The organism is Rhizobium album, assembly GCF_003122325.1.
GTDB classification, from domain to species: Bacteria; Pseudomonadota; Alphaproteobacteria; order Rhizobiales; family Rhizobiaceae; genus Metarhizobium; species Metarhizobium album.
In genome coordinates this window covers 24639-50657 of record NZ_QFBC01000011.1, presented here as the reverse complement: position 1 = coordinate 50657, position 26019 = coordinate 24639, and the positions used below count along the sequence as shown (strand labels likewise).

The 26019-nt window shown below is 62.8% G+C and carries 24 protein-coding genes; 16 read left to right on the top strand and 8 right to left on the bottom strand.

Features of this window, described 5'->3' with window-relative positions:
- Nucleotides 1-96 precede the first annotated feature (96 nt).
- Nucleotides 97-1692: a GMC family oxidoreductase gene (locus tag DEM27_RS21135; protein WP_109460373.1), complete on the top strand. Its 1596-nt coding sequence runs from the start codon at nt 97-99 to the stop codon at nt 1690-1692.
- Between the two features lie 198 nt (nt 1693-1890).
- On the opposite strand, the gene DEM27_RS21130 is transcribed toward DEM27_RS21135, so the two are convergent.
- From DEM27_RS21130 to DEM27_RS21115, 4 genes are read right to left on the bottom strand one after another with little or no spacing between them, the layout of a single operon-like run.
- Nucleotides 1891-2664, bottom strand: a complete 774-nt coding sequence (locus DEM27_RS21130) for an enoyl-CoA hydratase (protein WP_109460239.1) — start codon at nt 2662-2664, stop codon at nt 1891-1893.
- Nucleotides 2665-2668: 4 nt separating this feature from the next.
- Entirely contained in the window at nt 2669-3559 is an 891-nt protein-coding gene (gene mmsB / locus DEM27_RS21125) for a 3-hydroxyisobutyrate dehydrogenase (protein ID WP_109460238.1), read from the bottom strand.
- Between the two features lie 12 nt (nt 3560-3571).
- Nucleotides 3572-4642 carry an enoyl-CoA hydratase/isomerase family protein gene (locus DEM27_RS21120; RefSeq protein ID WP_109460237.1) on the bottom strand — a complete coding sequence of 357 codons (1071 nt, stop codon included), beginning with the start codon at nt 4640-4642 and terminating at the stop codon, nt 3572-3574.
- An 11-nt stretch (nt 4643-4653) separates the two neighbouring features.
- Entirely contained in the window at nt 4654-5796 is a 1143-nt protein-coding gene (locus DEM27_RS21115) for an acyl-CoA dehydrogenase family protein (protein ID WP_109460236.1), read from the bottom strand.
- A gap of 102 nt (nt 5797-5898) precedes the next feature.
- On the opposite strand from DEM27_RS21115, the gene DEM27_RS21110 reads away from it, so the two are divergent.
- Entirely contained in the window at nt 5899-6804 is a 906-nt protein-coding gene (locus DEM27_RS21110; RefSeq protein WP_109460235.1) for a LysR family transcriptional regulator, read from the top strand.
- 6 nt (nt 6805-6810) lie between these two features.
- On the opposite strand, the gene DEM27_RS21105 is transcribed toward DEM27_RS21110, so the two are convergent.
- Both DEM27_RS21105 and DEM27_RS21100 read right to left on the bottom strand, forming a co-directional pair.
- The gene (locus DEM27_RS21105; protein ID WP_109460234.1) at nt 6811-7389 is read right to left on the bottom strand and encodes a tyrosine phosphatase family protein; all 579 of its coding nucleotides are present in this window, start codon (nt 7387-7389) and stop codon (nt 6811-6813) included.
- 125 nt (nt 7390-7514) lie between these two features.
- Nucleotides 7515-8618, bottom strand: coding sequence for a DNA alkylation repair protein (locus tag DEM27_RS21100; protein WP_109460372.1), 1104 nt, complete (start codon nt 8616-8618; stop codon nt 7515-7517).
- Nucleotides 8619-8788: 170 nt separating this feature from the next.
- On the opposite strand from DEM27_RS21100, the gene ggt reads away from it, so the two are divergent.
- Nucleotides 8789-10525 (top strand): gamma-glutamyltransferase, encoded by a 1737-nt coding sequence (gene ggt, locus DEM27_RS21095; RefSeq protein WP_109460371.1) that lies wholly within the window; start codon nt 8789-8791, stop codon nt 10523-10525.
- A gap of 5 nt (nt 10526-10530) precedes the next feature.
- Here the strand turns inward: ggt and DEM27_RS21090 are convergent, their stop codons facing one another.
- A complete protein-coding gene (locus tag DEM27_RS21090; RefSeq protein WP_109460233.1) occupies nt 10531-11589 on the bottom strand; it encodes a LacI family DNA-binding transcriptional regulator in 1059 nt (352 codons plus the stop codon).
- Between the two features lie 245 nt (nt 11590-11834).
- Here DEM27_RS21090 and DEM27_RS21085 point away from each other — a divergent pair, with 245 nt between their 5' ends.
- The 7 genes from DEM27_RS21085 to DEM27_RS21055 all read left to right on the top strand — a co-directional run bounded on the left by DEM27_RS21085 (nt 11835) and on the right by DEM27_RS21055 (nt 19440).
- Complete coding sequence (locus tag DEM27_RS21085) at nt 11835-12821, top strand: autoinducer 2 ABC transporter substrate-binding protein (RefSeq protein WP_109460232.1); 987 nt, start codon at nt 11835-11837, stop codon at nt 12819-12821.
- An 87-nt stretch (nt 12822-12908) separates the two neighbouring features.
- Nucleotides 12909-14423 carry a sugar ABC transporter ATP-binding protein gene (locus tag DEM27_RS21080; protein ID WP_109460231.1) on the top strand — a complete coding sequence of 505 codons (1515 nt, stop codon included), beginning with the start codon at nt 12909-12911 and terminating at the stop codon, nt 14421-14423.
- Nucleotides 14416-15417, top strand: a complete 1002-nt coding sequence (locus DEM27_RS21075; RefSeq protein ID WP_109460230.1) for an ABC transporter permease — start codon at nt 14416-14418, stop codon at nt 15415-15417. Before DEM27_RS21080 ends, DEM27_RS21075 begins: the two co-directional genes overlap by 8 nt.
- Nucleotides 15414-16406, top strand: coding sequence for an ABC transporter permease (locus DEM27_RS21070; protein WP_109460229.1), 993 nt, complete (start codon nt 15414-15416; stop codon nt 16404-16406). The genes DEM27_RS21075 and DEM27_RS21070 overlap by 4 nt, the downstream gene beginning before the upstream one ends.
- Nucleotides 16407-16410: 4 nt before the next feature.
- Entirely contained in the window at nt 16411-17259 is an 849-nt protein-coding gene (locus DEM27_RS21065) for a sugar phosphate isomerase/epimerase family protein (RefSeq protein WP_109460228.1), read from the top strand.
- 25 nt (nt 17260-17284) lie between these two features.
- Complete coding sequence (locus DEM27_RS21060) at nt 17285-18733, top strand: FGGY-family carbohydrate kinase (RefSeq protein WP_109460227.1); 1449 nt, start codon at nt 17285-17287, stop codon at nt 18731-18733.
- 11 nt (nt 18734-18744) lie between these two features.
- Nucleotides 18745-19440, top strand: coding sequence for a class II aldolase/adducin family protein (locus DEM27_RS21055; protein WP_109460226.1), 696 nt, complete (start codon nt 18745-18747; stop codon nt 19438-19440).
- A 12-nt stretch (nt 19441-19452) separates the two neighbouring features.
- Here DEM27_RS21055 and DEM27_RS21050 read toward each other — a convergent pair whose 3' ends face one another.
- The gene (locus tag DEM27_RS21050; RefSeq protein ID WP_109460225.1) at nt 19453-20361 is read right to left on the bottom strand and encodes a LysR family transcriptional regulator; all 909 of its coding nucleotides are present in this window, start codon (nt 20359-20361) and stop codon (nt 19453-19455) included.
- 285 nt (nt 20362-20646) lie between these two features.
- On the opposite strand from DEM27_RS21050, the gene DEM27_RS21045 reads away from it, so the two are divergent.
- The 6 genes from DEM27_RS21045 to torT are packed head-to-tail and all read left to right on the top strand — an operon-like array spanning nt 20647 to nt 26012.
- Nucleotides 20647-21447: a 5-oxoprolinase subunit PxpA gene (locus tag DEM27_RS21045; protein ID WP_109460224.1), complete on the top strand. Its 801-nt coding sequence runs from the start codon at nt 20647-20649 to the stop codon at nt 21445-21447.
- Entirely contained in the window at nt 21444-21686 is a 243-nt protein-coding gene (locus tag DEM27_RS21040) for an acetyl-CoA carboxylase (RefSeq protein WP_109460223.1), read from the top strand. The genes DEM27_RS21045 and DEM27_RS21040 overlap by 4 nt, the downstream gene beginning before the upstream one ends.
- Nucleotides 21683-23068, top strand: a complete 1386-nt coding sequence (locus DEM27_RS21035) for an acetyl-CoA carboxylase biotin carboxylase subunit (protein WP_109460222.1) — start codon at nt 21683-21685, stop codon at nt 23066-23068. The genes DEM27_RS21040 and DEM27_RS21035 overlap by 4 nt, the downstream gene beginning before the upstream one ends.
- Nucleotides 23068-23943 (top strand): 5-oxoprolinase subunit B family protein, encoded by an 876-nt coding sequence (locus tag DEM27_RS21030; protein WP_109460221.1) that lies wholly within the window; start codon nt 23068-23070, stop codon nt 23941-23943. Before DEM27_RS21035 ends, DEM27_RS21030 begins: the two co-directional genes overlap by 1 nt.
- A complete protein-coding gene (locus DEM27_RS21025) occupies nt 23933-24904 on the top strand; it encodes a 5-oxoprolinase subunit C family protein (RefSeq protein ID WP_109460220.1) in 972 nt (323 codons plus the stop codon). The genes DEM27_RS21030 and DEM27_RS21025 overlap by 11 nt, the downstream gene beginning before the upstream one ends.
- A 34-nt stretch (nt 24905-24938) precedes the next feature.
- The gene (torT, locus tag DEM27_RS21020) at nt 24939-26012 is read left to right on the top strand and encodes a TMAO reductase system periplasmic protein TorT (RefSeq protein ID WP_109460219.1); all 1074 of its coding nucleotides are present in this window, start codon (nt 24939-24941) and stop codon (nt 26010-26012) included.
- Nucleotides 26013-26019 lie beyond the last annotated feature (7 nt).

Genomic DNA, 26019 nt, shown 5'->3' with positions numbered 1-26019 from the left:
CGCGGTTGAAGCGCCGCCTCAGGAAAAGCTTGTTGCTATTGTTTTTCGATCTGTCGGCTTTCGCGCCGGCGGGAGGGATGTTTTATGGGACATGACATGGATCGTTACGACTACATCATCGTCGGCGCCGGCAGCGCCGGCTGCGTTCTCGCCAACCGCCTTTCGGAGGATCGCGCGCGCCGCGTCCTGCTGCTGGAGGCCGGCGGCAGCGACAACTACCACTGGATCCACATTCCGGTCGGCTACCTCTACTGCATCAACAATCCACGCACCGACTGGTGTTTTTCAACGGCGCCCGAGGAGGGTTTGAACGGCCGTTCCCTGTTCTACCCGCGTGGAAAAGTCCTCGGCGGCTGCTCGTCGATCAACGGCATGATCTACATGCGCGGCCAGGCACGCGATTACGACCTGTGGCGACAGGCCGGCTGCGACGGCTGGGGTTGGGACGATGTTTTGCCGTTCTTCCGCAAATCGGAGGATTTTTACCGCGGTGCCGACAAGATGCACGGCACGGGCGGCGAATGGCGCATCGAAAAGGCGCGGGTGCGCTGGGCCGTGCTCGACGCCTTCCAGCAGGCTGCGCGCGAGGCCGGTATCCCGGTGACCGAGGATTTCAACCGCGGCGACAACGAAGGCTCCAGCTATTTCGACGTCAACCAGCGCTCCGGCATTCGCTGGAACACCTCGAAAGCCTTCCTCAAGCCGGCCCGCAACCGCCCGAACCTGACCATCCTCACCAAGGCGCAGGTGCGCCGGCTGATCATCGAAGGCAGCGAGGTCAAGGGTGTCGAGTTCCAGTTCCAGGGCGAGGCGCGCAAGGCTTACGCCTCCCGTGAGACCGTGCTCTCCGCCGGCGCCATCGGCTCGCCGCATATCCTGCAGTTGTCCGGTGTCGGTCGCGGAGACGTGCTGAAGCAGGCCGGCATCGACGTGGTGCAGGATGTCCCTTCCGTCGGTGAAAACCTGCAGGATCACCTGCAACTGCGCATGGTCTACAAGGTGCGAGGCGTGCCGACGCTCAACGAAAAGGCAAGCACCCTGCGCGGCAAGGCGGCGATCGGCCTCGAATATCTGCTGAAACGCTCCGGTCCGATGGCGATGGCGCCGAGCCAGCTCGGCATCTTCACTCGCTCCGGCCCGGACAAGGAGACCGCGGACCTGCAATACCATATCCAGCCGGTCTCCCTCGACAAGTTCGGTGAACCTGTCCATACCTTCCCGGCCGTCACCGCCAGCGTCTGCAACCTGCGCCCGCAGAGCCGTGGCCACGTGCATGTCAAAAGTCCGGACTTCGCCCAGCAGCCACAGATCCAGCCGCGTTACCTCACCGAGCAGGCGGATCGCGACGTCGCCGTCAGGTCGATCCGGCTGACCCGCACGATCATAGAGCAGCCGGCCTTCAAGCGCTATCATCCGGAAGAATACAAGCCCGGCCCGTCCTACGATACGGATGCCGATCTCGAACGCGCCGCCGGCGATATCGGCACGACGATCTTCCATCCCACCGGCACCTGCCGCATGGGCGCCGACGAGGGCAGTGTCGTCGACCCGCGGCTCAAGGCCCGCGCCCTGCGCGGACTGCGCATCGCCGATGCCTCGATCATGCCGAACATCACCTCGGGCAACACCAACTCGCCGACGATCATGATCGCGGAAAAGGCAGCGGCGATGATTATTGCGGACAACAGGTGAGGGGAGGGCAACCCTCACTTCCGCCGTTTCCTCGGCGGGAGGAGGGTGCCCGGTCGCCCAGTCGCGACGCCATGCTCCGGCCTGTTCCCAGCATTTGCAACCAATTGATTTCGTAATGTATTATAGATCCTCGGCACGCGGCCGAGGATAACGAGCGTGTCCGCTCTGCGACGTCACCAGCAGGTCGGCGACCGTCTCTTACCGGTGTTTGAAATCCGCCTTGCGCTTCTCCACGAAGGCCGCCATGCCTTCCTTCTGATCCTCCAGCGCAAACATCGAGTGGAACAGCCGCCGCTCGAAACGCAGGCCTTCCGACAGCGGCACCTGATCGGCGCGGTTGACCGCTTCCTTGACCATCATCGCCGCCGGCAGGGACATGGCGGCGATAGTCGCCGCTGTCTTCAAGGCTTCATCCACCAGCTCGGTCGCCGGCACGATGCGCGAAACAAGGCCGGCGCGTTCGGCTTCCTGCGCATCCATCATCCGGCCGGTCAGGCACATTTCCATCGCTTTCGAACGACCGACGAGCTTCGTCAGGCGCTGGCTGCCGCCCATGCCGGGCATCACGCCGAGCTTGATTTCCGGCTGGCCGAATTTTGCCGTGTCGGCAGCCAGAATGAAATCGCACATCATCGCCAGTTCACAGCCGCCGCCCAGCGCAAAACCGGAGACGGCAGCGATGACCGGCGTGCGCACCGCAGCCATCCGCTCCCAGTTGCCGAACCAGTCGCCGGCATACATGGTGGCGAATTCCTGAGCCTGCATCTCCTTGATGTCGGCGCCGGCCGCGAAGGCCTTTTCCGAGCCGGTGATGACGATGCAGCCGATGCCGGCATCCTTGTCGAACCCATCGAGGGCGGACAGCAATTCTTCCGTCAACTGGCGGTTGATGGCATTCAGCGCCTGCGGCCGGTTCAGCCGGATCAGGCCGACGCGCTCATGGGTTTCGACGAGAATGGTCTGGTAAGTCATGGTGTCAGCCTGCCTGTTCGCCTCGGATGAAATTAATGATGGCGGAAAAATCCTCGCCGCCGTGCCCCAGTTTTTCGAACAATCCATAAAGCTGTGCCGCCTGCGCGCCAAGGGGGGTCGTCGCACCGCTCGACAATGCCGCCTCCTGCGCCAGCCTCAAATCCTTCAGCATCAGCGCCGCGGAAAAACCCGGCTTGTAGTCGTGGTTGGCGGGCGAGGTGGGAACCGGGCCAGGCACCGGGCAGTAGCTGTTGATCGACCAGCACTGGCCGGACGAGGTGGAAGCCACGTCGAACAGCGCCTGATGCGAAAGCCCGAGCTTCTCGCCGAGCACGAAAGCCTCGCTGACGGCGGCCATGGTGACGCCGAGGATCATGTTGTTGCAGATCTTCGCCGCCTGTCCGGCGCCGGCATCGCCACAATGGACGATGCGCTTGCCCATCAGCTTCAGGATCGGTTCCGATCGGGAGAACGCGTCAGCGCTGCCGCCGGCCATGAAGGTCAAGGTGCCTGCCGCCGCCCCGCCGGTGCCTCCGGAAACCGGCGCGTCGAGCGAAAGGCAACCATGTTCGGCAGCGAGCGCATGCGCCTTGCTGGCGCTATCGACGTCGATGGTCGAGCAATCGATCAAAAGGGTTCCGGGCGCGGCTTCGGCCAGAAGCTCCGTCCACACCGAAATCACGTGCCGGCCGGCCGGCAGCATGGTGACGATCACATCGGCGCCCTCGATGGCAGCACGCACGGAAGCACTGATCGTCACGCCACTGGCGGCAGCCGCCTTACAAGAAGCTTCCGAGAGATCGAAACCGGAAACGGTTTCGCCACCCTTGACCAGATTGGCGGCCATCGGCCCGCCCATGTTTCCAAGCCCGATAAAGGCGATCCTGCCTGCCATGTCTTCCTCCTGTCAGCGGGCGAAAAGCGGCCGCAGATGCGGCGTCAGATAGCGCGCTATGATATCCTGTCCGACATCCGGCAGTGCCGCCGGCGCCCAATGCGGATTGCGGTCCTTGTCGATGATGGCGGCGCGGATGCCCTCGTAGAAATCGTCGCTTTTCAGCACCGCTGCGCAAGCCGCAAATTCGTGCTCGAGGCATTGTTCGATGCTGTCGCTCGCCCGGCCGAGACGCAGCAGCGCCAGCGTTACCTTCAGGCTCGTCGGCGATTTGGCTTGCATCGTCTCCGATGTTTTTTGCGCGAAGTCGCTTCCCTCGTTCGCCAGCGCCGCCAGGATCGCTTCAACGCTGTCGAAAGAAAACAGCCGGTCGATGGCGTCACGGACTTCGGCAAACCGATCGGCGGACAGCGCGGCGGAAAAACCGGCAATCGTCTTCGAGACCGTTTCCGCGGAGCTTTCAACCGGCAAGGCTGCCAGCGCCGCAAGCAGGTCCGGCAGGCGGTCGGAGGCAACATAAAAATCGGCAAGGCCACCGGCTATGGCTTCACCGGCACCGATCTGCTCGCCGGTCAGCGCCAGGAAAGTGCCGAACGCGCCGGGCGATCGGGTCAGCAGCCAGGAGGCACCGACATCGGGAAAGAAGCCGATACCGGTCTCTGGCATGGCGAAACGCGTTCTTTCGGTGACGACCCGGTGGCTGCCATGCGCGGAAATGCCGACGCCGCCGCCCATGGTGATGCCATCCATGAAGGCGACATAGGGTTTCGGGAACCGGCTGATGCGGGCATTCAGGCAATATTCCTCGCGCCAGAACGTTTCGGCGAGATCCGTGCCCGTCCTGCCGCTCTCGTGCAGCACCCGGATATCGCCGCCGGCGCAGAGGCCGCGTTCACCGGCGCCGGAGATGACGACGGCCGCGATGCCCTTGTCGGCCTCGAACCGGTCGAGTGCCGCATCGATCACCCGCACCATGTCGAGGTTCAGGCTGTTCAGCACCTTCGGGCGATTGAGCAGGATATGCCCGACCGACCCTCTCTCCGTAACGACGACGGGTTGGTCCGCCTTGACCTCGACATCCATGGTCTTGCTCCTCATTCTCCGTTGACGACCGATCGCGCGATGATCAACTGCATGATTTCATTGGTACCTTCGAGGATCTGGTGCACCCTCAGGTCACGGACGATCTTTTCGATCCCGTATTCCCCGAGATAACCGTAGCCGCCATGCAGCTGCAAGGCTTCGTTTGCAATGCGGAAGGCCTCGTCGGTGACGAATTTTTTCGCCATGGCGCAGAGGTTGGTGGCCTCCGGCGCCCCCTGGTCCAAGGCGGAGGCTGCTCGCCAGAGGAAAGTGCGCGCCACCTCCAGCCCGATCTTCATGTCGGCAAGCCGGAACTGCAACGCCTGGAAATCGACCAGCGCCTGCCCGAAGGCTTTTCGCTCGCGCATATAGGCGACCGACTTCTCGTAGGCGGCCTGCGCGCCGCCGAGCGCCGAAGCGGCGATGTTCAGACGGCCGCCGTCGAGCCCGGCCATGGCGAAACGGAAACCCTGTCCCTCCTCGCCGAGACGGTTGACGACGGGGATGCGGGCATTGTCGAAGATGACGGCGCGGGTCGGCTGGGCATTCCAGCCCATCTTGCGTTCGTTGGCGCCAAAGCTGACGCCCGGCGTTCCGGCCGGCACGATCAGCGCGGAAATGCCCTTCGGCCCGTCACCGCCGGTTCGCACCATGACGACATAAACATCGCTCGCGCCGGCACCGGAGATGAACTGCTTCTGCCCACTGACGACATAATCATCGCCATCGCGCACCGCCCGAGTTCGCAGTGCCGCGGCATCCGAGCCCGATCCCGGCTCCGTCAGGCAGTAGCTTGCCAGCGTCTCCATGGTGACCAGCCCCGGCAGCCATCGCTGCCGCTGCGCTTTGTTTCCATAGCGATCGATCATCGCCGCAACCATGGTGTGGATGGAAATATAGGCAGCGATCGAAGGACAGCCACGCGCCAGCGCCTCGAAGATCAGCACGGCATCCAGTCGCCCGAGCGCCGAACCGCCGACATCGTCGCGCACATAGATGCCGGCCATGCCGAGAGCGGCGGCCTTGCGCAAAGTATCGACGGGGAAATGCTTGTTCTGGTCCCATTCGATGGCGAAGGGGGCCAGTTCCTCCTCGGCAAAGCCGCGTGCCATCTCGACGATTGCCGATTGTTCCTCGCTCAGCGCAAAATCCATGGCTCTCCTCCGCCCAGATCCCAGCTCGATCCTGTTTTTCATTGCACAAAATTACGCACAGTTATACCCGGAAGTTCCCGCTTCCATTGTGCAGGAATTCGCATGGCCAAGCCTTTCGACTGGGATCTCGTCCGTTCGTTCCTGGCTGTGGCCCGCAGCGGCAAGCTGACGGCTGCGGCACGCAAGATGCGCATCGACCATTCGACGCTCAGCCGCCGGATCTCTGCCCTGGAGGAAAGCCTCAACGCCCGGCTGTTCGACCGGGCGCTCACCGGCTACACGCTCACAGTGGAAGGGGAGCGGCTGCTGGCCCGCGCCGAAGCGATGGAAAGCAGCGTCATCGCCATCCAGAATGACATCGCCGGCGAAAATTCGCAGGTTTCCGGCACGGTGCGCATTGGTGCGCCGGATGGGTTCGGCTCGATATTTCTCGCGCCGCGCATCGGCGAACTGGCCGCCGCCCATCCCGACCTCGATATCGAGCTGGTTGCCACGCCACGCAGCTTCAGCCTGTCGAAGCGGGAGGCGGATATCGCCATTGGCCTGTCGGAACCGCCGCACGGTCGCCTGCACGCCCGCAAGCTGACGGATTACGAACTGGGCCTCTACGGCGCCAGCCACGACGATGCGCTGCATCACGATCTCTCCTGCACGGAAGACCTCGCCGGTCGCCGGTTCGTCAGCTACATCGACGACTTGATCTTTACACCGGAACTGGACTACCTGCCGCAGATCGGCAAGGCGATCGCGCCGCGGCTGCGCAGTTCCAATCTCCTTGCGCAGGTGGAAGCGACGGCAGCCGGGGCAGGGCTCTGCATCCTGCCGCATTTCATCGCCGCCGGCGATAGGCGCCTCGTGCGACTCCTGCCACGAGAGATCCGGCTGGTACGCAGTTTCTGGATGAACATTCATGCCGACATGCGCGAACTTGCCCGCGTCAAGGTGACGGCGGCGTTCATCGCCGGCGTCGTGCGCCGGTCGGCAGCGCTTTTCCTGCCGCCGACCTAAAACACCTCAGGCGGCCATGTCGACTTCGCGGCTGCGTCCGAGTTCGCCCATCCAGGTGGAAAGCTGCGGCTGCTTCTTGATCTGATGGCCGTAGTGCCGGGCAAGCGCGGCGTTCAGGCGACCATTGCGGCCGAGCAGATGGTCGGCATAACCGATCATCACCGAATTCGGCCAGGCGCGCGGGCGGATTTCGCGCAGCCGTTCGAACAGGCGATCTTCCTCCTCGTCCGGATTGGCCTGGGCCATGAAGGACAGCATCGCCGCCGTCGAGCGGGAGATGCCCATGTGGCAATGAACCAGCAGATGCGATTCCGATACCGACAGGCCGCCGCCGGCAAAACCGGTGCCGAGCGTCAGGATGTCTTCCATGTTGTTGAGTTCCGGCATCACCTGGCCCGGCAGGCGGTCGATGATGTCGTGGAAGTGCATGATGGTGCGGTGGTGGGCATCATAGGCGTGGAAGGCCTCGATATCAGCAAGGCCCGGATCGACCAGGGAAAGGACATGGGTCACCTTGCGCGGACGCTGATCCGGCAGCTCTTCGATGCCGCAGACGGTCAACAGCGAGAAATGGGGAATTGCCATTGGAGAATACCAGTCGTGTTGTGTGGGAGTTGGGCCAGGACAGGCCTTGAGCTTACGGAGCCTTATACTCCCGTCGCACCGCGATAGAAACCCCGAAAGTGCAACCTGTCCGGACATCTTCTTCCCTATGGAAGCAGTTCGAAACCGCTTTCGGCCATCGTCTCGCCGTTCACCATCAGTTCGATGCGATGGAAACCGGCATAATGCTTGCGAGTGGTGAAATCGCGAATCAGCTGGCTGATGGAAAGATGCAGCACCTCCTTCGGCGCCAGCGACAGTTCTTTCCACTTGAAGACCTTGCGCGATGTGCCGCCCGCCTTTTTCACGTAATGTACGGCATAATCGATCACCAGCTTTTGCGGCGCAGGCGCCAGGGATGACAACCTTGCCGTCACCTGCAAGCGCTCGCCGAGCACCAGCGCCGGCGGCGTGACGGAAAAGCCGTCGATCCGGACGAGCGCCTTTTCGCCGGCGCCGATGAGGGCAAGTGCCTGCGGATCGCCCTTCTTGATCAGGCTGCGCAGGGCATGCCGGACGATCCAGGCGGTGCGGGCATCGCCGAGATCCCAGGCCCGGACACGGGCAAGCGTCAGGTCGGGATTGTCCTTGGTGATGTCGTTCAGATGATTGGCGACCGATTTGCGGACATAGAGGCTCGGATCGGCTTTCAAGGCTTCGAGGATCGGCGCCGTCGGCGTAGGATCGAGCATCAGCGGGCGCAGTTGGAAGGACCAGGGCAGGCGCGGCCGGCTGCCCTCGCTTGCCAGCCGGCGGACATGCTCGTTGTCGTCTTCAGCCCAGCCTTGCATGACGGCGAGCGTCCTCTCCATGTCGCGCTGCAGGAAATGGCGGATGGCGAATTCCGACGAGCCGAAGGCGGTGAAATATTTCAGCGCATCCATCGACAGGTCGAAATCGTCCTGACCGTACAGCGCCACGAATTCCGGCAGGGTGATCGAGGCGAAACCGTGGTTGATGTGTGGTGCCAGGGCACGCAGCCGTTCCAGCTTGCTGGCATAGGAGCCGGTCATCACCGTATCGAGCGTGACGGCGATCTGCCGAAGACGTTGCATGATGCTGAGCGCGTCGAGATTTTCACTGGCGGCCGCGAGAAATCGCTCCTGCGAAAACTGCGGGTCGATCCCGGACAGCGCCCCGGCGATATGTTCCAGCCTCGCCCGATTGAAGATCTCCTTCAGTGCGGGCGCGGCTTCGGCGGTATCGGTCATCGGCTGGCTCTCCCGGTTCGGCATCTGAAAGGCACATGGCCTTCCTCCTATGCCTGATTCGCGATCCAGAACAAAACAGGTACAACATCAAACCCGATTTTGTGACTGGACATCGCAGCGGCGCCGGGATTTGCTTCCGGCTCGATCTTGCCGCAGCGGAGGACATGTCCATGGCCGATCTTTGCCGGAAAGTGATTGCCGTTCTTTCCATTCTTGCCGTGAGTTATGGCCCGGCCCTTGCGGCATCGCCCGATCCGGTGAAAGTGGAGCATGGCATGGTGGTAACCGCCCAGGCACTTGCCTCGGATATCGGCATCGATGTGCTGAAGAAGGGCGGCAATGCCGTCGATGCTGCGGTCGCCGTCGGTTATGCGCTGGCGGTCGTCTATCCCACCGCCGGCAACATCGGCGGCGGCGGTTTCATGACCATCCGCCTCAAGGACGGCAGGACCACCTTCCTCGATTTCCGCGAACGGGCTCCGGTCGGATCGAGCAAGACCATGTATCTGGATACCGAGGGCGAGGTGGTCAAAGGCCTGAGCACCGACAGCTACCTCGCGGTCGGCGTACCGGGTTCGGTCATGGGTTTCGAGACTGCCCGGGCCAAATACGGCACGCTGTCGCGAGAGGAATTGATGGCGCCCGCGATCCGCCTGGCGAAAGAAGGTTTCGTACTGTCGCAGGGCGATGCCGTTTCGCTGCAGGGCGGGGCCAAGAAATTCAGGAAGGACAAGGCGGCCGCAGCCATTTTCCTGAAGCCGGACGGCGCCGCCTTCAATGCCGGCGACCGGCTCGTGCAGCCCGACCTTGCCGCCGCGCTGGCTGCGATTTCCGAAAAGGGACCCGATGCCTTCTACAAAGGCACGATCGCCGAAAAGATCGCCAAGGCCAGCGCCGACAATGGCGGCGTGCTGACGGTGGAGGATTTCGCAAAATACGCCGTTCATGAGCGGGAGCCGGTGCGCTGCAACTACCGTGGCTACGAGATCGCCTCCTCGCCGCCGCCATCCTCGGGTGGGCTGATCATTTGCGAGATCCTCAACGTTCTCGAAGGGTATCCGCTCTCCTACATGGGTTACGCCTCTGCCGAGACGGTGCATGTCATGGTCGAGGCGATGCGGCATGCCTATGTCGACCGTAACGCCGCGCTCGGCGATCCGGATTTCGTCGAAAATCCGGTCGAAAAGCTGCTCGACAAGGCTTATGCCAAGGAGATCCGCGACCGGATCAACCCGTTCAAGGCCGGCGTTTCCAAAGAGCTGATGCCAAAAGGTTTTGGCGAAAGCCACGAGACGACGCATTATTCGATCATCGACGACGAGGGCAACGCCGTTGCCGTCACCTATACACTGAACGGCTCCTTCGGCACCGGCATTGTCGCCCCCGGCACCGGCATCCTGCTCAACAACGAGATGGACGATTTCACCTCGAAACCCGGCGTGCCGAACCTCTATGGCCTGGTGCAGGGTGAGGCCAACGCCATCGAGCCGCACAAGACGCCGCTTTCCTCGATGAGCCCGACCATCGTTTCCAAGGACGGCAAACCGTTCATGGTGATCGGCAGCCCCGGCGGCGCTCGTATCATCACCATCACGCTGGAAGCGATCATCAACGTTATCGACCACGGCATGAATATCCAGGAGGCCATCGACGCACCGCGCATCCATCACCAGTGGCTGCCGGACAAGGTCTATATGGAACCCTTCGCGCTGTCTCCCGATACCCGCCGCATGCTGATCGCAATGGGCCACGATGTCGATATCGACCGCAACTGGCCGATCTGGGGCCAGGCGGCCGGGATTCTTGCGGGCGGGGAAAGCGTTTCGGAAATCGAAAAAGGTGGCGGCGCGCGGTACAACGGCGCCATCGACAGCCGGGCGCTGTCAGGTGCAGCAAGGGGCTACTGACCCTGTCAGTCGATATCCTTGAGGCTGTCCAGAGGCCCCGGCAAGGCCGTGCGCGGCAGCACGAGGTCCGGGCGGATGAGATGGATCTGCGGCGGCCCCGGCAATTCCTCGATCAGTTCGAACGCCTTGGCAATCATGCCTTCGACATCCTGGCGCATCATCAGCACCGGGAAGGGAAGGAACGAGGCGAAGGGATCGTAATCGTAGCAGCCGACGACGAGATCGGCGAAGTTTTCGTGCGGATGCGCCGACATGAAGCGCAACAGGCCTTCGAAATTGATCGACGAATTGATGAACAGCGCCCGCGGCAACCGTCCGGCTTTCTCGTAAAAGCTCTCGAAAGCGATACGGGCGGTATTGGGAGAATAACCGGTCGGCTGGATCGAGGCGTCGATATCGGCGCCCATCATCTCCTGCTTCACGTCGCGGAAACCACGGATACGCTCACGGCTGGCATGGTCGTTGCGACCGCCGAACAACAGGAGCTCCTCCGGCTGCAGCGGGTCGCCTGCCGAAAACTGCCGGATGATCGCCTCCGTCAGGATGCGGCCGCCGGTGTAATTGTCGCTGATGACGGAATGGGTGCGGCTGCCCGGAAGGTCGATGTTGATGTGTTTCAGCCCCGCCTTCTCGCAGACGGCATGCACGCCGTCCGGATCGGTGGCGCCGCAGACGAACAGCGCATCGATGGAATAGGAGATCAGGCTTTCCGCCGTCTCGCGCTCCTCCTGCGGATCGCGGCTGGAGCTGACGACGATCGGGCATTGGCCGTGCCGGCGCACATGCGCCTCGAAGGTCTGCGCCATCGAGGAGAAATAACGGTTGTCGTAAACCGGCAACATCAGCCCGACGAGCCCTGAGCGCGAACTGCGCAGGCCCTGGGCCTGGCGGTTGGTGGTGTACTGGTGCTTTTCGGCGAGGTCGCGGATGAGATCGGCGGTGCTTTCCTTGATGCGCCGCTTGCGCCATGTGCCGTTCAGGACCGCGCTGACCGTGGAGGGCGAAATGCCTGATATCACCGACAGATCATAGATCGTCGCCTTCTTCTTGCTGTCGTTCTTCATCCATCTCTCCTGCGGTTTCCCTTATCGCCGAAAGCCACTTGACGAAAGAATAATTCTCTTGGATATTTATTGCACCATCGATTGTGCAATAAAGAAAGATCGATTGTGCACAAGGTTGGTGCCGTTTGAGGAAGCGGCTGCTGAAGGGAGGCGGGGCATTTGTCCGCCACCCATGCCTGGAGGAGGGCGCCGCACACGCGGACGCCCGTGGCGTTCCCGCAAGGGAGCCTGTGGAGGAGGAAAAAATGAAGAGATTTCTGGTTGCCGCTCTCGCGGCTTCGCTGTCGCTTGCCGCGGCAACGATCGCTTATGCACAGGAAGGCAAGGTCGGTGTCGTCGTCAAGATCGGCGGTATCCCGTGGTTCAACGCCATGGAAGCCGGCATCAAGGAGCGCGGCGCCAAGCTCGGCGTCGATGCCAGCATGATCGGCCCGACGAGCGCCGACCCGGCCCTGCAGGTGCGCGCCATCGAAGACCTGATCGCCCAGGGCGTAAAAGTCATCGGTGTGGTGCCCAACGATGCCAAGGTTCTGGAGCCGGTGCTGAGCAAGGCCAAGGAACAGGGCATCATCGTCATCACCCATGAATCGCCGAGCCAGAAGGGTGCAGACTGGGATTTCGAACTCGCTTCGTCCACCGGCTTCGGTGAGGCGCATGGCAAGCTCTTGGCCGAAAAGATGGGCGGCAAAGGCAAATATGCCGTCTTCGTCGGTTCGCTGACCGTCCCGCTTCACAATGCCTGGGCGGATGCGGCCATCGCCTATCTCAAGAAGAACCATCCCGAGATGGAACTGGTCGGCGATCGTTACGGCGTCGCCGAAGATGTCGACAAAAGCCGCAGCACGGCGCTCGACCTGATTTCCGCCAACCCGGATCTCAAGGGCTTCCTGGCCTTCGGCAGCCAGGGCCCGATCGGCGCCGGCCGCGCCGTCGAAGAACGCCGCAAGGTCGGCGAGATCTTCGTGTTCGGTCCGTTTTCGCCGGGGCAGGGCCAGAAGCTGGTGAAATCCGACGCGATTTCCGGCGGCTTCATGTGGAACCCGAAGCAGGCCGGCGAAGTCTTCGTCACGCTGGCGCAGAAACTGATGAAGGGTGAGGAGATCAAGGACGGCGAAGAGATCGAAGGTCTCGGCGTCATCCACCCGGATTTCGAAAACCGCAACATCATCGTCGACCAGTTGGTGCCGATCAACAAGGATACGGTTGCCGATCTTGCGGCCATGGGCCTCTGATCCGTCGCCTCAGGGTTACTCCCGGCTGCTGGGCTGGCTTCGGCTGGCCCGGCAAGTCTCTCAGACATCAGAATTCACAGGCGTGCCATGAACAATCCCGCTGGCGCAGAGGGCAACGACAAGCCGCTGCTCGCCCTGCGACACATCAATATGACATTCGGCGGTGTCAAGGCGCTGAAGGATGTCAGCTTCGAAGTTCGTCCGGGCGAGGTTCATTGCCTTGCCGGTGAAAATGGCTCGGGCAAAAGCACGCTGATCAAGATCATCACCGGCGTCTACCGCCCGGAAACCGGCGCCGAAATCACCTATGACGGCCAGGCCTACAGCCATATGTCGCCGGTGACGGCGCAGGCTTCCGGCATCAAGGTCATCTGGCAGGATCTTGCGCTTTTCCCCGAAATGAGCGTCGCCGAAAACATCGCTTTCGAAACCATGGTCGGCGGCTGGCCGCGGCTGGTGAATTACGGCCGCATGCGCAATATCGCCACCGATGCGCTCGCCCGGCTCGGCGTGTCGCTGGATGTCGACCTGCCGCTGAAATCCTACGCCATTGCCCAGAGGCAGATCGTCGCCATCGCCCGGGCGCTGGTCGGCGAAGCCAGGGTCGTCTTCATGGACGAGCCGACCGCCTCGCTGACGCAATCGGAAACCGATTATCTGCTCGATATCGTCCGCAACCTTTCCGCTTCCGGCGTCGCCGTCGTCTTCGTCAGCCACCGCCTTGCCGAAGTGCTGGAAATCTCCAGCCGCATCACCGTGCTGCGCGACGGCGCGCTGGTCGGGGTCTATCCAGCGGACGGCATGACGCAATCGCGGATCACCGAACTGATGACCGGCAAGACCTTCGACCAGCAGGTCAGGGCCAAACCGAAGCAGGATCGCCCGGTCGTGCTCGAACTCGAAGGTCTGACCCGTCGCGGCCAGTTCGAGGATGTCAGCCTGACGGTGCGCAGCGGCGAAACGCTCGGCATCACCGGCCTGCTTGGCGCCGGGCGCACCGAACTGGCGCTGTCGCTGTTCGGCATGCTTCATCCGACCGCGGGTCGGATGGCACTCGATGGCCGGCCGATCTCCTTTTCCTCCAACCGCGAGGCGATTGCCGCCGGCATCGCCTATCTCTCCGAAGACCGTCTATCGCTCGGCCTGGTTCAGCCGCAATCGATCGCCGACAATCTCGTCATCGCTTCGCTGCGGAAAATCATCGCCGGCGGCCTGATCTCCGAGGACCGCAAGCGTAGCCTCGTCAAGCACTGGATCGCCGAACTCGGCGTCAAGATCGGCCTGCAGGACGATGCGATCTCGACGCTTTCCGGCGGCAATCAGCAGCGTGTCGCCATCGCCAAATGGCTGGCGACGGACCCAAAACTTCTGATCCTCGACGCCCCGACCGTCGGCGTCGACGTCGGCGCCCGCGCCGGCATCTTCGATATCGTCGCCCGGCTGGCGGAAACCGGCCTCGCCATCATCCTGATTTCGGACGAGGTGCCGGAGGTCTATTTCAACGCCGACAGGGTGCTGCACATGAAGAAAGGCCGCATCGTCGGCGAATACGATCCGCGCCAGGCGAGCCTCGCCGAGATCGAGGAGGCGGTCTATGCATAGCTACATCCGAACCCATGCAACTGAATCCGCCCTGCTGCTGGTCATCCTGCTGATCAGCCTGTTCCTGTCCTTCGCGACGGAGAATTTCTTCACGCTCGGCAATGCCTTCGACCTGCTCAATACCAGTTCGGTCAACATCATCTTCGCGGTCGGATTGCTGGTGGTGCTGATCGCCGGCGGCATCGACATCTCCTTTGCGGTCGCCGCTTCCGTCGTCCAGTACGTCACGGCGGTGATGCTCGGCTGGATCGGCGGCGGCAACTGGCTGTTCGGCTTCCTGCTTGCGGGCACGGCGGGCATCGTGCTCGGCGCCTTCAACGCCTTCCTGATCCACCGCTTCCGCATCATCTCCATCGTCGCGACGATCTCCACCTTCAACATCTACTTCGGCCTGCTGATGTTCTTCACCAAGGGCGTGTCGATCTACGACCTGCCCGACTGGCTGACGACCCGCGTCGTGCTGTTCGAACATGAAATGGCCAACGGCACATGGGTGGAGATCACCCTGCCGGTGCTGGTCATGGTCGTCTGCGTCATCGCCACCTGGCTGCTGATCACCCGCACGACGACGGGGCGGCAGCTTTATGCCTTCGGCGACAATCCGGAAGGGGCGCGGCGCTTCGGCATCCCGATCGGCGCCATGCAGTTCATCGCCTTCGGCTGGTTGGGGCTGATGGCCGGCATCGCCGGTCTCGTCCAGGCGCATTATGCCCAGGAGGTCGTACCCAATGCGCTCTACGGCCGCGAGCTCGACGTTCTGGCCGCCGTCGTGCTCGGCGGCGCGCGGCTCGGTGGCGGCAAGGGCTCGGTGTTCGGCTGCGTGCTCGGCGTGCTGCTCGTGTCGATCACCCAGAACGGCCTGAACCTGATGGGCGTCTCGCCTTTCGCCTTCAAGATGATCGTCGGCGCCATCATCCTCGTCGCCATCACCCTGTCGAATACCAGCATCGAGAAGCTTTTACCCTTGGCGCGTTCGGAAGGAAAACGGCCATGAGCAAGCTTTTCGAGCGCTTGAAGGATCTCGCGGGCCCGGAAATGGCCGGACCGTCCATGGCTTTCGTCGCCGTCATGCTGATCTTCGGCATCGCCTCGCCGCAGTTCATCAGCGCCGCCACCTTCGGTTCGGTGGCGTTCCAGCTTCCCGAACTCGGGCTGCTGACGCTCGCCATGCTGCTGCCGATCCTCACCGGCGGCCTCAATCTCGCCATCACCTTCACCGCCAACATCGCCGGGCTGACGCTCGCCTGGGTGCTGCAATCCTACGGCGGCGCCGATGCCGGTGTCGGCGCGCTGATCCTCGGCGTCGTGCTCGCCCTTGCAGTGGGCGCGGCAAGCGGCGTGGTCATGGGCCTGGTCATCGCCTTCACGCGCGCCCACCCGATCCTCGTCTCGCTGTCGATGATGATTTTTTTACGCGGCCTCGGCGAGTTTCTGACCCGCGGCGGCGACATCTCCGGTTTTCCCGATTTCATTCGCCCGCTCGGCCACGGCTCGCTTCTCGGCATCCCCGTGCCGCTGATCGTCTTCGTGCTCTGCGTGCTGGCCTGGCATGTGCTTCTGACGCGGACGAAACTCGGCTTCAACACGACGATGATCGGCTCGAACATCGAGGCGGTGCGCTATTCCGGCATCAACACCCGCAAGGTCATCGTCTGGGTCTATGCACTGTCCGGGCTGATGTGCTCGGTCGCCGGCATCATCATGCTCGCCCGCTTCAACTCGGTGCGCGTCGGCCACGGCGAGTCCTATCTCTTGATCACGGTGCTCGCCTGCTTCCTCGGCGGCGTCAATCCGTTCGGCGGTTTCGGCCGCGTCATTCCGGTCTTCGTCGCGCTGATCGTGCTGCAGCTGCTGTCGTCCGGGCTGAACCTGCTCGGCGCCAACCAACACCTCGCCACCGCCGTCTGGGGCATCCTCCTCGTCGGCATCATGATCCTGCGCTGGATGGCGGGACATTTCAAGATTTTGAAAAACAGGAGATAATATCATGCAAGGATTTGGCGTTCACACCAGCATGTGGACCATGAACTGGGATCGCGCCGGCGCCGAGCGGGCCATCGCCGCCGCCGTCAAATATGAAATGGATTTCCTCGAAATCGCATTGCTCAACGCGCCGATGGTCGATGCGCCGCACACCCGCGCGCTGCTCGAAAAACACAAGCTGCGCGCCGTCTGCTCGCTCGGCCTGCCGGAAAGCGCCTGGGCCTCCGTTCGCCCGGATGCGGCCATCGAACACCTGAAGGTCGCCATCGACAAGACCAAGGAAATGGGTGCCGAAGCGCTGTCTGGCGTCATCTTCGGCGGTATCGGCGAGCGCACCGGCGTGCCGCCGACGCAGGGCGAATATGACAACATTGCCCGCGTTCTCGATGCCGCGGCCAAGCACACCAAGCCGCTCGGCATCGAACTCGGCGTCGAGGCCGTCAACCGTTACGAAAATCACCTGATCAACACCGGAAAACAGGCGGTGGAGATGATCGAGCGCGTCGGCGCCGACAATATCTTCGTGCATCTCGACACCTACCACATGAACATCGAGGAAAAAGGCGCGGCAAACGGTATTCTCGACGCCCGCGACCACCTGAAATACATCCATCTTTCTGAAAGCGACCGCGGCACCCCGGGTTATGGCAACGTCCCCTGGGACGAGATCTATGCCGCGCTGGCAGCGATCGACTTCAAGGGGGGCCTGGCGATGGAAAGTTTCATCAATATGCCGCCGGAAGTGGCTTATGGACTTGCCGTCTGGCGCCCGGTGGCCAAAGATGAGGCAGAGGTGATGGGTAACGGCCTGCCCTTCCTGCGCAACAAGGCACGGCAATACGGCCTGATCTGAGCACGGACGGGCCGGGGAGGCGAGGGTGGCAGACAGCGGCGACACATGCGTGGCGGTCATCGACATCGGCAAGACCAATGTGAAGGTCAATGCCGTGACGACGGACGGCCATGTGCTGGAAACGCTCTCCTCCACCAACCCCGTCCTGCCCGGCCCGCCGTGGCGCCATCATGACCTCGACGCGTTGCGCGACTGGGTCTTCGCGAGCATCGCAGCGCTCGCCGCCCGCCATCGCCTCGATACCATCGTCTGCTCCGGCCACGGCTCCGGTGGCGTGCTGGTCAATGAAGATCCGGGAGATGGCAGTGGCGCCGCGCTGCCGATGATTGACTACGAGCAGCCTCTGCCGCCCGGTCTCGACCAGGCTTATGCGCCGCTTTCCGGTTCCTTCTTCGACCGGGGCAGCGCCACCATGCTTGGCGCCACCCACCAGGCGCGCCAACTCTTCTGGATGCAGCGTGCCGAACCGCAGACAGTCGCGGCGGCTCGCTGGTTCCTCGGCATCCCGCAATATTGGGCCTGGCTGCTGACCGGCAATGCGGTTTCGGAATCGAGTTTCCTCGGCGCCCAGTCGCATCTGTGGAATGTCGTGGAGCAGCGCTGGGCGCCGATCGTGACACAGCTCGGCTGGCAGCGGCTCATGCCGCCATTCGCCAAGGCATGGGAAACGGTCGGCCTGCTGAGGCCGGAGATTGCCCGACGTCTTGGTCTTGCTGAAACTGCCCGGGTGCTGGCCGGCGCCCATGACAGCAGCCTGAATTTTTACCGATACCAGGCGGCCGGCCTCAGCGATGTCGCCGTTGTCTCGACCGGCACCTGGATCGTCGGTTTCAGTGACAGGACACCGGTGGCGCGACTGGACGAACATCGCGGCATGACCTGCAACAGCGACGTCTGCGGCAAGCCGCTCGGCGGCGTACTCACCATGGGCGGTCGTGAATTTGTTGCCATCGCCGGCGCCGATGCACCCGATGGGCCGGTCCTGCGCCACGCTGTGGAGCGCCTCATCGCACAGGGCACGTTTGCACTGCCCTCCTTCGGCAGCGACGATGGCCTGTTTCCCGGCAGTGCGGGACGCGGGACGATGTTTGGCCCACCGCCAGCAGACGCCATGGAGCGCAAGGCCCTCGCACTGATCTATTGCGCCCTGCTGACGACGGAATGCCTCGATGCGCTCGGCGATTGCCGCACAGTCGTTCTCGACGGCAGCTTTTTGCGCGATCCTCTTTATGCCGCACTCGTCGCCGGCCTGCTTCCGGATCGCCATGTCTTTTTCAATCGGAAAGGGTATGGCGTCGCTTCCGGTGCCGCCCTTCTCGCAGAACATGCAGAGCGCACCGCACCGGCGCCGATCGACCTCGACAAGCCGGAGCCGCTGACGACGCTCACCTCCCTGCTTCCCACCTATTCCGCACGCTGGCGCAGCCTGATCCAGAATGATCGCAGCCTGACGCCCGCCCTCACCCTTCGATGAAAGGAAAGACAATGTCCAACGACCAGAACTATGCCCTGCGTATCGAGATGCTGGAGACGTGCCGGCGCATGAACGCCTCGGGCATCAACCAGGGCATGGCCGGCAATCTCTCCGTCCGCACCGAGGACGGTTTTCTGCTGACGCCGTCCTCCATGCCCTATGATACGATGCGGCCGGAAGACTTAGTGGAGATGGACTTCAACGGCACCTATGTCGGCCCGCGCCCGTCCTCGGAATGGCGCTTCCACCGCGATATCCTGCGCGAGCGCAAGGATGTCAATGTCGTGCTGCATTGCCATTCCATGTATGCGACGACGCTGGCCTGCCACCACAAGACCATTCCAAGCTTCCATTACATGACCGGCGTCGCCGGCGGCACGACGATCCGCTGCGCCGGCTATGCCACCTTCGGCACCCAGGAGCTTTCCGACAACGCCCTGGTGGCACTCAAGGACCGTTATGCCTGCCTTCTCGGCCAGCATGGCCAGATCTCGCTCGGCAAGACGCTGGAGCGGGCGCTGTGGCTCGCCTGCGAAGTGGAAACCCTGTCGCGCATGTATCTGCAGGCGCTGACGCTCGGCGAACCACCCGTCCTGCCCGACGACGAGATGGAGCGGGTCATCGAACAGATGCGCCGCATGAGCTACGGTCGCGCGCCGGATCGCGACGAAGTGACCGACGTCGCCCGCCCGCGGCAGATCGCCTGAAAGCAGCGCGCATCAGCCGTTGGTTCCCGGCAGGCCGAAGGCCTGCTGGAAATAGCCGCGGAACGCCTGCATCGCCGGCGTGAAGGTGGAATTGGCCCGCCAGGCAAGGCCGATATCCATCGCCGGCACATGGTCCTTGAGATTGATCGTCTCGATCCGCCGGCCCTCCAGCGACCAGGGCCGGTGAACCATGTCCGAAAGGATCGCCACCCCGAGGCCGTTCGCCACCATCGACCGCACCGCCTCGACGGAGGTGGTGCGCAGCATGACCCGCGGCTGGTAGCTCGACATGCTCCAGTATTTCAGCGAGGAATGCGCCGCCTCGTCGACGGTGAGCATGATGTAGGGTTCCTCCGAAACTTCCCGCAGGCCGACCTCGTCGCGCTGCAGCAGCGGATGCTGTGCCGGCACCCACAGGCGGCGCGCCGACCCCACCACCGTTTCCGTCACCAACTGCGGGTTGAGGATGTTCGAGGTCAGCAGCACCGAGATGTCGTAGCGGTTGGCCAGCAAGCCTTCCTCGATGGATTCACGGTTCTGCTCGAAAAGCTGGATGTTGAGCTTCGGAAACAGGCGCCGCAAACGCTCGATATGCATCGGCAGGAAATAGCCGATCACCGTGTAAGTCGCCGCAACGCTCAGCGTGCCCTCGACCTCGCTCGAGACGAAATTGAGATGCGTTGCCTCGTCGACCTTCTTGAGGATATCATAGGCGTGGCTCAAGAATTGCCGGCCGGCGGCCGTCAGGTCCATTCCGTGCGGAGTGCGGGTGAACAGGCCGACGCCGACGATCTGTTCCAGGTCCTTGATCGCCGTCGTCACTGCCGACTGCGATATGGAAAGATCGACAGCCGCCTGGGAAATCTGTCCCAATTCCGCTGTCGCCACGAAGTAGCGAAGCTGCCGCAGACTAAAACCCATAAGCGATTTTCCCATTTATATATTTGAATGCGTGACATCAATTTTTCAGAAGACGCAGATGCAAATGCCGTTTTGCAGTGCAAAAGCCCTTTCAGGCCGGGATTTTTGCCTTGAAACGTCGGCGCTTGCGTCGTTGTGCGCAGCACCATGCGTCTTCGGATTTTCAGATAATGAATATATAAAAATAGAATTTTTCAAAAGATATTTTTTCACCTAGCGTCATCATGTCAAAAAATAAGCAAGCCTGCGAAAGCTTAAAAGCTAGGCACAAGAGGGAAGATCAACGTGCTCGAGGTAGTCGATATCAATTGCGATCTGGGCGAAAGCTTCGGTCGCTGGCGCATCGGAGATACGGACGATGCCGCATTGATGGGCCTGATCAGTTCCGCCAATGTTGCGGCCGGTTTCCATGCAGGCGATCCCAATCTCATGGACCAGACCGTAAGGCTTGCCGCCGAACATGGCGTCGAAGTCGGCGCCCACCCGGGTTACAACGACCTGCAGGGTTTCGGCCGCCGCAAGATCTCCGGCACCTCCAAGGAACTGATCAACGACGTCATCTATCAGGTCGGCGCCCTGCGCGAATTCGCCCGCCGCCATGGCGTGCGCCTGCAGCATGTCAAGCCGCATGGCGCCCTCTACATGGAGATGGCGGTCAATCCGGAACTGTCGCAGATCTTCGTCCAGTACATGCGCACGGCGGCCCCGGACAGCTTCGTCTTCTGCATGGGCGGATCGGCAACCCATCGCGCCGCGCTTGAAGCCGGCCAACCGGTGATCCGCGAATTCTACGCCGACCGCGATTACGGCGACAACGGCTCGATCGTCTTCACCCGCGACGCCGGCCGGCCCGACCCGGCCGTGATCGCCCGCAAGGTGGTGCGCGCCTGCAAGGAAGGCAAGGTCCGCACCGTCAGCGGCAATGACATCGCCATCGAATTCGAATCCATCTGCTTCCACTCCGATACGCTCGGCGCCTTCGAGATCGTCCGCCAGATGCGCGATGCGCTGATTGCGGAAGGCATCCGCATCGCCCCCGTTTCGGAACTGGCAAACCAGAAAAACACGCGCGGAGAACAGCAATGAGCAAGCTCGAAATCAGATCCCCTCTTCCCGGCACCTTTTATCGTGCGTCCTCTCCCGATGTTCCCCCGTTCAAAGCCGATGGCGATGCGGTCGCCAGCGGCGACACGATCGGCCTGATCGAAGTGATGAAGACTTTCCAGGAAATCCCGGCCGGCATCGACGGCAAGGCGATCACCTTCCTGGTCGACAACGAAGAGCCGGTCATGGCCGGCCAGGTCATCGCCGAGGTGGAGCAATGACCATCCGCTCCGTCCTTGTCGCCAATCGCGGCGAGATCGCGGTCCGGGTCATCCGGGCGGCCAAGGCGCTGGGCATGCGCACCGTACAGGTGCACAGCGCCGCAGACGCCGACATGCTGGCGGTCAAGCTTGCCGATGAAGCGGTCAATATCGGGCCGCCGGCACCGAAGAAATCCTATCTCAACATCGAGGCGGTCATTGCCGCCGCCAAGGCAACCGGCGTCGATGCCGTGCATCCGGGCTACGGCTTCCTGTCGGAAAACGGCGATTTTGCCGATGCCGTCGTCAATGCCGGCCTGATCTTCATCGGCCCGAGCGGCGATGCGATCCGCCTGCTCGGCGACAAGGTCGCCGCCCGCAAGGTGGCGGCAAAGGCCGGCGTGCCGACGGTTCCGGGCAGCGACGGTCGTCTCGACGACCTCGACGCGGCGAAGAAGGTGGTCGAGAAGACCGGCTTCCCGGTGATGATCAAGGCCGCCGCCGGCGGCGGCGGACGCGGCATCCGCATCGTCAATTCCATAGCCGAACTGGAAAACCAGTTTCCGCAGGCTTCGGCCGAAGCCGCCGCCGCATTCGGCGATGGCGGCCTCTACATGGAAAAGGTCATCACCAAGGCACGGCACGTCGAGGTGCAGATCCTCGGCGACGGCGAGAATTTCGTCCACTGCTTCGAGCGTGAATGTTCGCTGCAGCGCCGCCGCCAGAAGGTCTGGGAAGAGGCGCCCTCCTTCCTGCTGCCGGCCGATGTGCGCGAAAAACTCTGCGCCAGCGCGGTGGCGCTCGCTCGCGAAGTCAAGTATCGCGGCGCCGGCACGGTGGAATATCTCTACGACGAGGACGCGCAGGAGTTCTACTTCATCGAGGTGAACACCCGTATCCAGGTGGAGCATCCGGTCACCGAAATGATCACCGGCATCGATCTGGTGCAGGAAATGATCAAGGTCTGCGGTGGTGCCACCCTGTCGGTGAAGCAGGACGACATCAAGGTGCATGGCCATGCCATTGAGTGCCGCATCAATGCCGAGGATCCGGCCAAGGGTTTCATGCCGGCGCCGGGCCTGGTCACCACGCTGAAGGTGCCGGAAGGCGAGGGCATCCGCTTCGATACGATGCTCTACGAAGGCTACACCGTGCCGCCCTTCTACGACTCGCTGCTCGGCAAGCTGATCGTCTGGGCCGAAACCCGCGACGCCTGCCTCGCCCGCCTGAAGACGGCGCTCGAAGGTCTTGTCGTTGAAGGCGTGCCGACGACGATCCCGTTGCACCTGGCGCTCGCCACCGACGATCACGTCCGCCGCGGCGATTTCCACACCCGTTTCCTCGAACCCTGGCTCGAAAGCGATTTCGCGACGGCCGGCGACAAAAAAGCAGAGGTTGCCTGATGACGACACGGTATACATTCGGGGGTGACGAACATCTCTTCGTCGAATGCAGCGACGAGATGTCGCTCGAAGCCTTCTTCAAGGGCCTGTCGATGGCCAAGGGCGTGCGCGAAAGCGGCATCAAGGGCGTCACCGAGATCTGCCCCGCCAACGCCTCCTTCCAGATCAAGTTCAATCCGGATATCATCAAGCCGGACGACATCCTGCGGGAAGTCAAGGCGATCGAGGGTGCGGCCGAGAAGGCCGAGCCGGTCATCAAGACCCGCATCGTCGAAATCCCCGTCTTCTACAACGATCCCTGGACGCACGAGACGCTGATGCGTTTCCGCGAACGCCACCAGGAACCGACCGGCACCGATCTCGATTACGCGGCGAAGATCAACGACTATTCTTCGGTCGAGACCTTCATCAACGCCCATTCCGGCTCGCCGTGGTTCGTGTCGATGGTCGGTTTCGTCGCCGGGCTGCCGTTCATGTACCAGATGGTCGAGCGCCAGCGGCAGATCGAGGTGCCGAAATACCTTCGTCCCCGCACCGATACGCCGAAACTGACGGTCGGCCACGGCGGCTGCTTCGGCTGCATCTATTCGGTGCGCGGCGCCGGCGGTTACCAGATGTTCGGCATCACGCCGATGCCGATCTTCGACGCCTCGCAATCCGTCAGCTATCTGCGCGATTTCATGGTGTTCTTCCGCCCCGGCGACATCGTCAAGTTCAAGGCGATCGGCCGCGAGGCCTACGACCAGGCGGTCGAGGATGTCGATACCGGCAAATTCTCCCCGCCGATCCGCGAGGTCAGCTTCGACCTGCGCGAATACCAGAAGGACATCGACGGCTACAACGCCAAGCTGGAGGGCATGCTTTATGGCCATTAAGGTTCTTCACCACGGTCTGGCGACCACCGTCCAGGATCTCGGCCGGCCCGGCTATTTCCACCTCGGCATTCCGGTGGGCGGCGCAATGGATCGCCTGGCGATGCGTGCCGCCAACCTGCTCGTCGGCAACGACGAGGGCGCAGCCGGTCTCGAAGCTGTGTTCATGGGTCCGAAGCTGGAATTCACCGAAGACGCGCTGGTGGCCGTCACCGGCGCCGACATGCCCGCCAAGGTCGACGGCGTCGTCCAGCCCGGCTGGACCGCCTTCAAGGTCAAGGCCGGCCAGGTGCTGAGCTTCGACTTCCTGAAATCCGGCGCCCGCATCTATATCGCCGTTTCCGGCGGCATCGACGTGCCGGTGGCGCTCGGCAGCCGCTCGACCTATCCGATCGGCGCGCTCGGCGGCTACAAGGGCCGGCCGCTCGCCCCCGGCGACGAACTGCCGGTCGGCGCAGGCAGCCTCGCCTCGGAAGGCCGCGCGCTGGCGGAGGAATACCGCCGCAAGCCGGGAACGCCGGCTGCACTGCGCGTGCTGCCCGGCCTCTACTGGGACCGCCTGACCGACGAGGCGAAGGACAACTTCTTCGCCGACGAGTGGAAGGTGGCGCCGGAGGCCGACCGCATGGGTTACCGTTTCCGCGGCGGCCGCAAGCTCTCCTTCGTCGAGCGCAAGCAGCCCTTCGGCGCCGGTTCCGACCCGTCGAACATCGTCGACAGCTGCTACCCCTACGGCTCCATCCAGGTGCCGGGCGGTACGGAGCCGATCATCCTGCACCGGGATGCGGTATCCGGCGGCGGTTACTTCATGGTCGGCACAGTGATTTCCGCCGACATGGATCTTATCGGGCAATTGCAGCCGCATACGCCCGCCCGCTTCGTCAAGGTGACGATGGAGGAAGCCCTGGCGGCCCGCGCCGAACGCGCCGGCCTTCTGGAAAGGCTGCGTGCATCCCTGAACTAACGACGACCTGCATTTAACAAGAGAGGGAACAAACATGAAATCGCTACTGAAATTTGCACTCGCAACGTCGGCCCTGGCGTTGGCGATGAATGCCTCCGCACGCGCGGAATCCTGGTACCCCTATCCGGCCCAGGCGATCGAGCCGGCCTTTGCCGCCGACGGCAAGTCGGTCGACGTCGAATATTCGCCGGTCGAAAAGGCGGAGAAGCCGTGGAACATCTGCGTCTCCTTCCCGCACATGAAAGATGCCTACTGGCTCGGCGTCGATTACGGCGTCGCCGAACAGGCGAAGGATGCCGGCGTCAAGATGAACCTGGTGGAGGCCGGCGGCTACACCGAGCTCGCCAAGCAGATCAGCCAGATCGAAGACTGCGTCGCCGGCGGCGCGCAGGCTGTCGTCATCGGCGCCATCTCCTTCGACGGCCTGAACAACCTCGTCACCGAAGTCACCAAGAAGGGCATACCGGTCATCGACGTCATCAACGGCATTTCTTCGCCCGACGTCACCGCCAAGTCGCTCGTCTCCTTCTACACGATGGGCTATGAGACCGGCGCCTACCTCGCCAAGAAGCATCCGGCCGGCTCGGAAGCGGTCAAGGTCGGCTGGTTCCCGGGTCCGGCAGGTGCCGGCTGGGTGGAAGCCGCCAACAAGGGCTTCCTCGAAGCCGTCAAGGGTTCGGCCGTCAACGTTCTCGATCCGAAATTCGGCGATACCGGCAAGGAAGCGCAGCTGAAGCTGGTGGAAGACGTGCTGCAGGCCGAGCCCGACGTCCGCTACATCGCCGGCACCGCCGTGACGGCGGAAGCAGCCCAGGGTCTCATCCGCGAACGCGGCCTCAAGGGGCAGGTCGACCTGCTCGCCTTCTACATGACGCCCGGCGTCTATGAAGGCATCAAGCGCGGCTTCATCCTCGCCGCACCGGCCGACTCGATGGTCATCCAGGGCCGCATCGCCATCGACCAGGCGATCCGCGCGCTGGAAAAGAAGGACTTCGTCAAGCATGTCGGCCCGAAGATCTTCGTCGTCGATCCGAGCAACGTAGAAACCGTGCCGCAGACCAACATCCTGCCGCCGGATGGCTACAAGCCGGTTTTCAACGTAAACTGATCGCGTG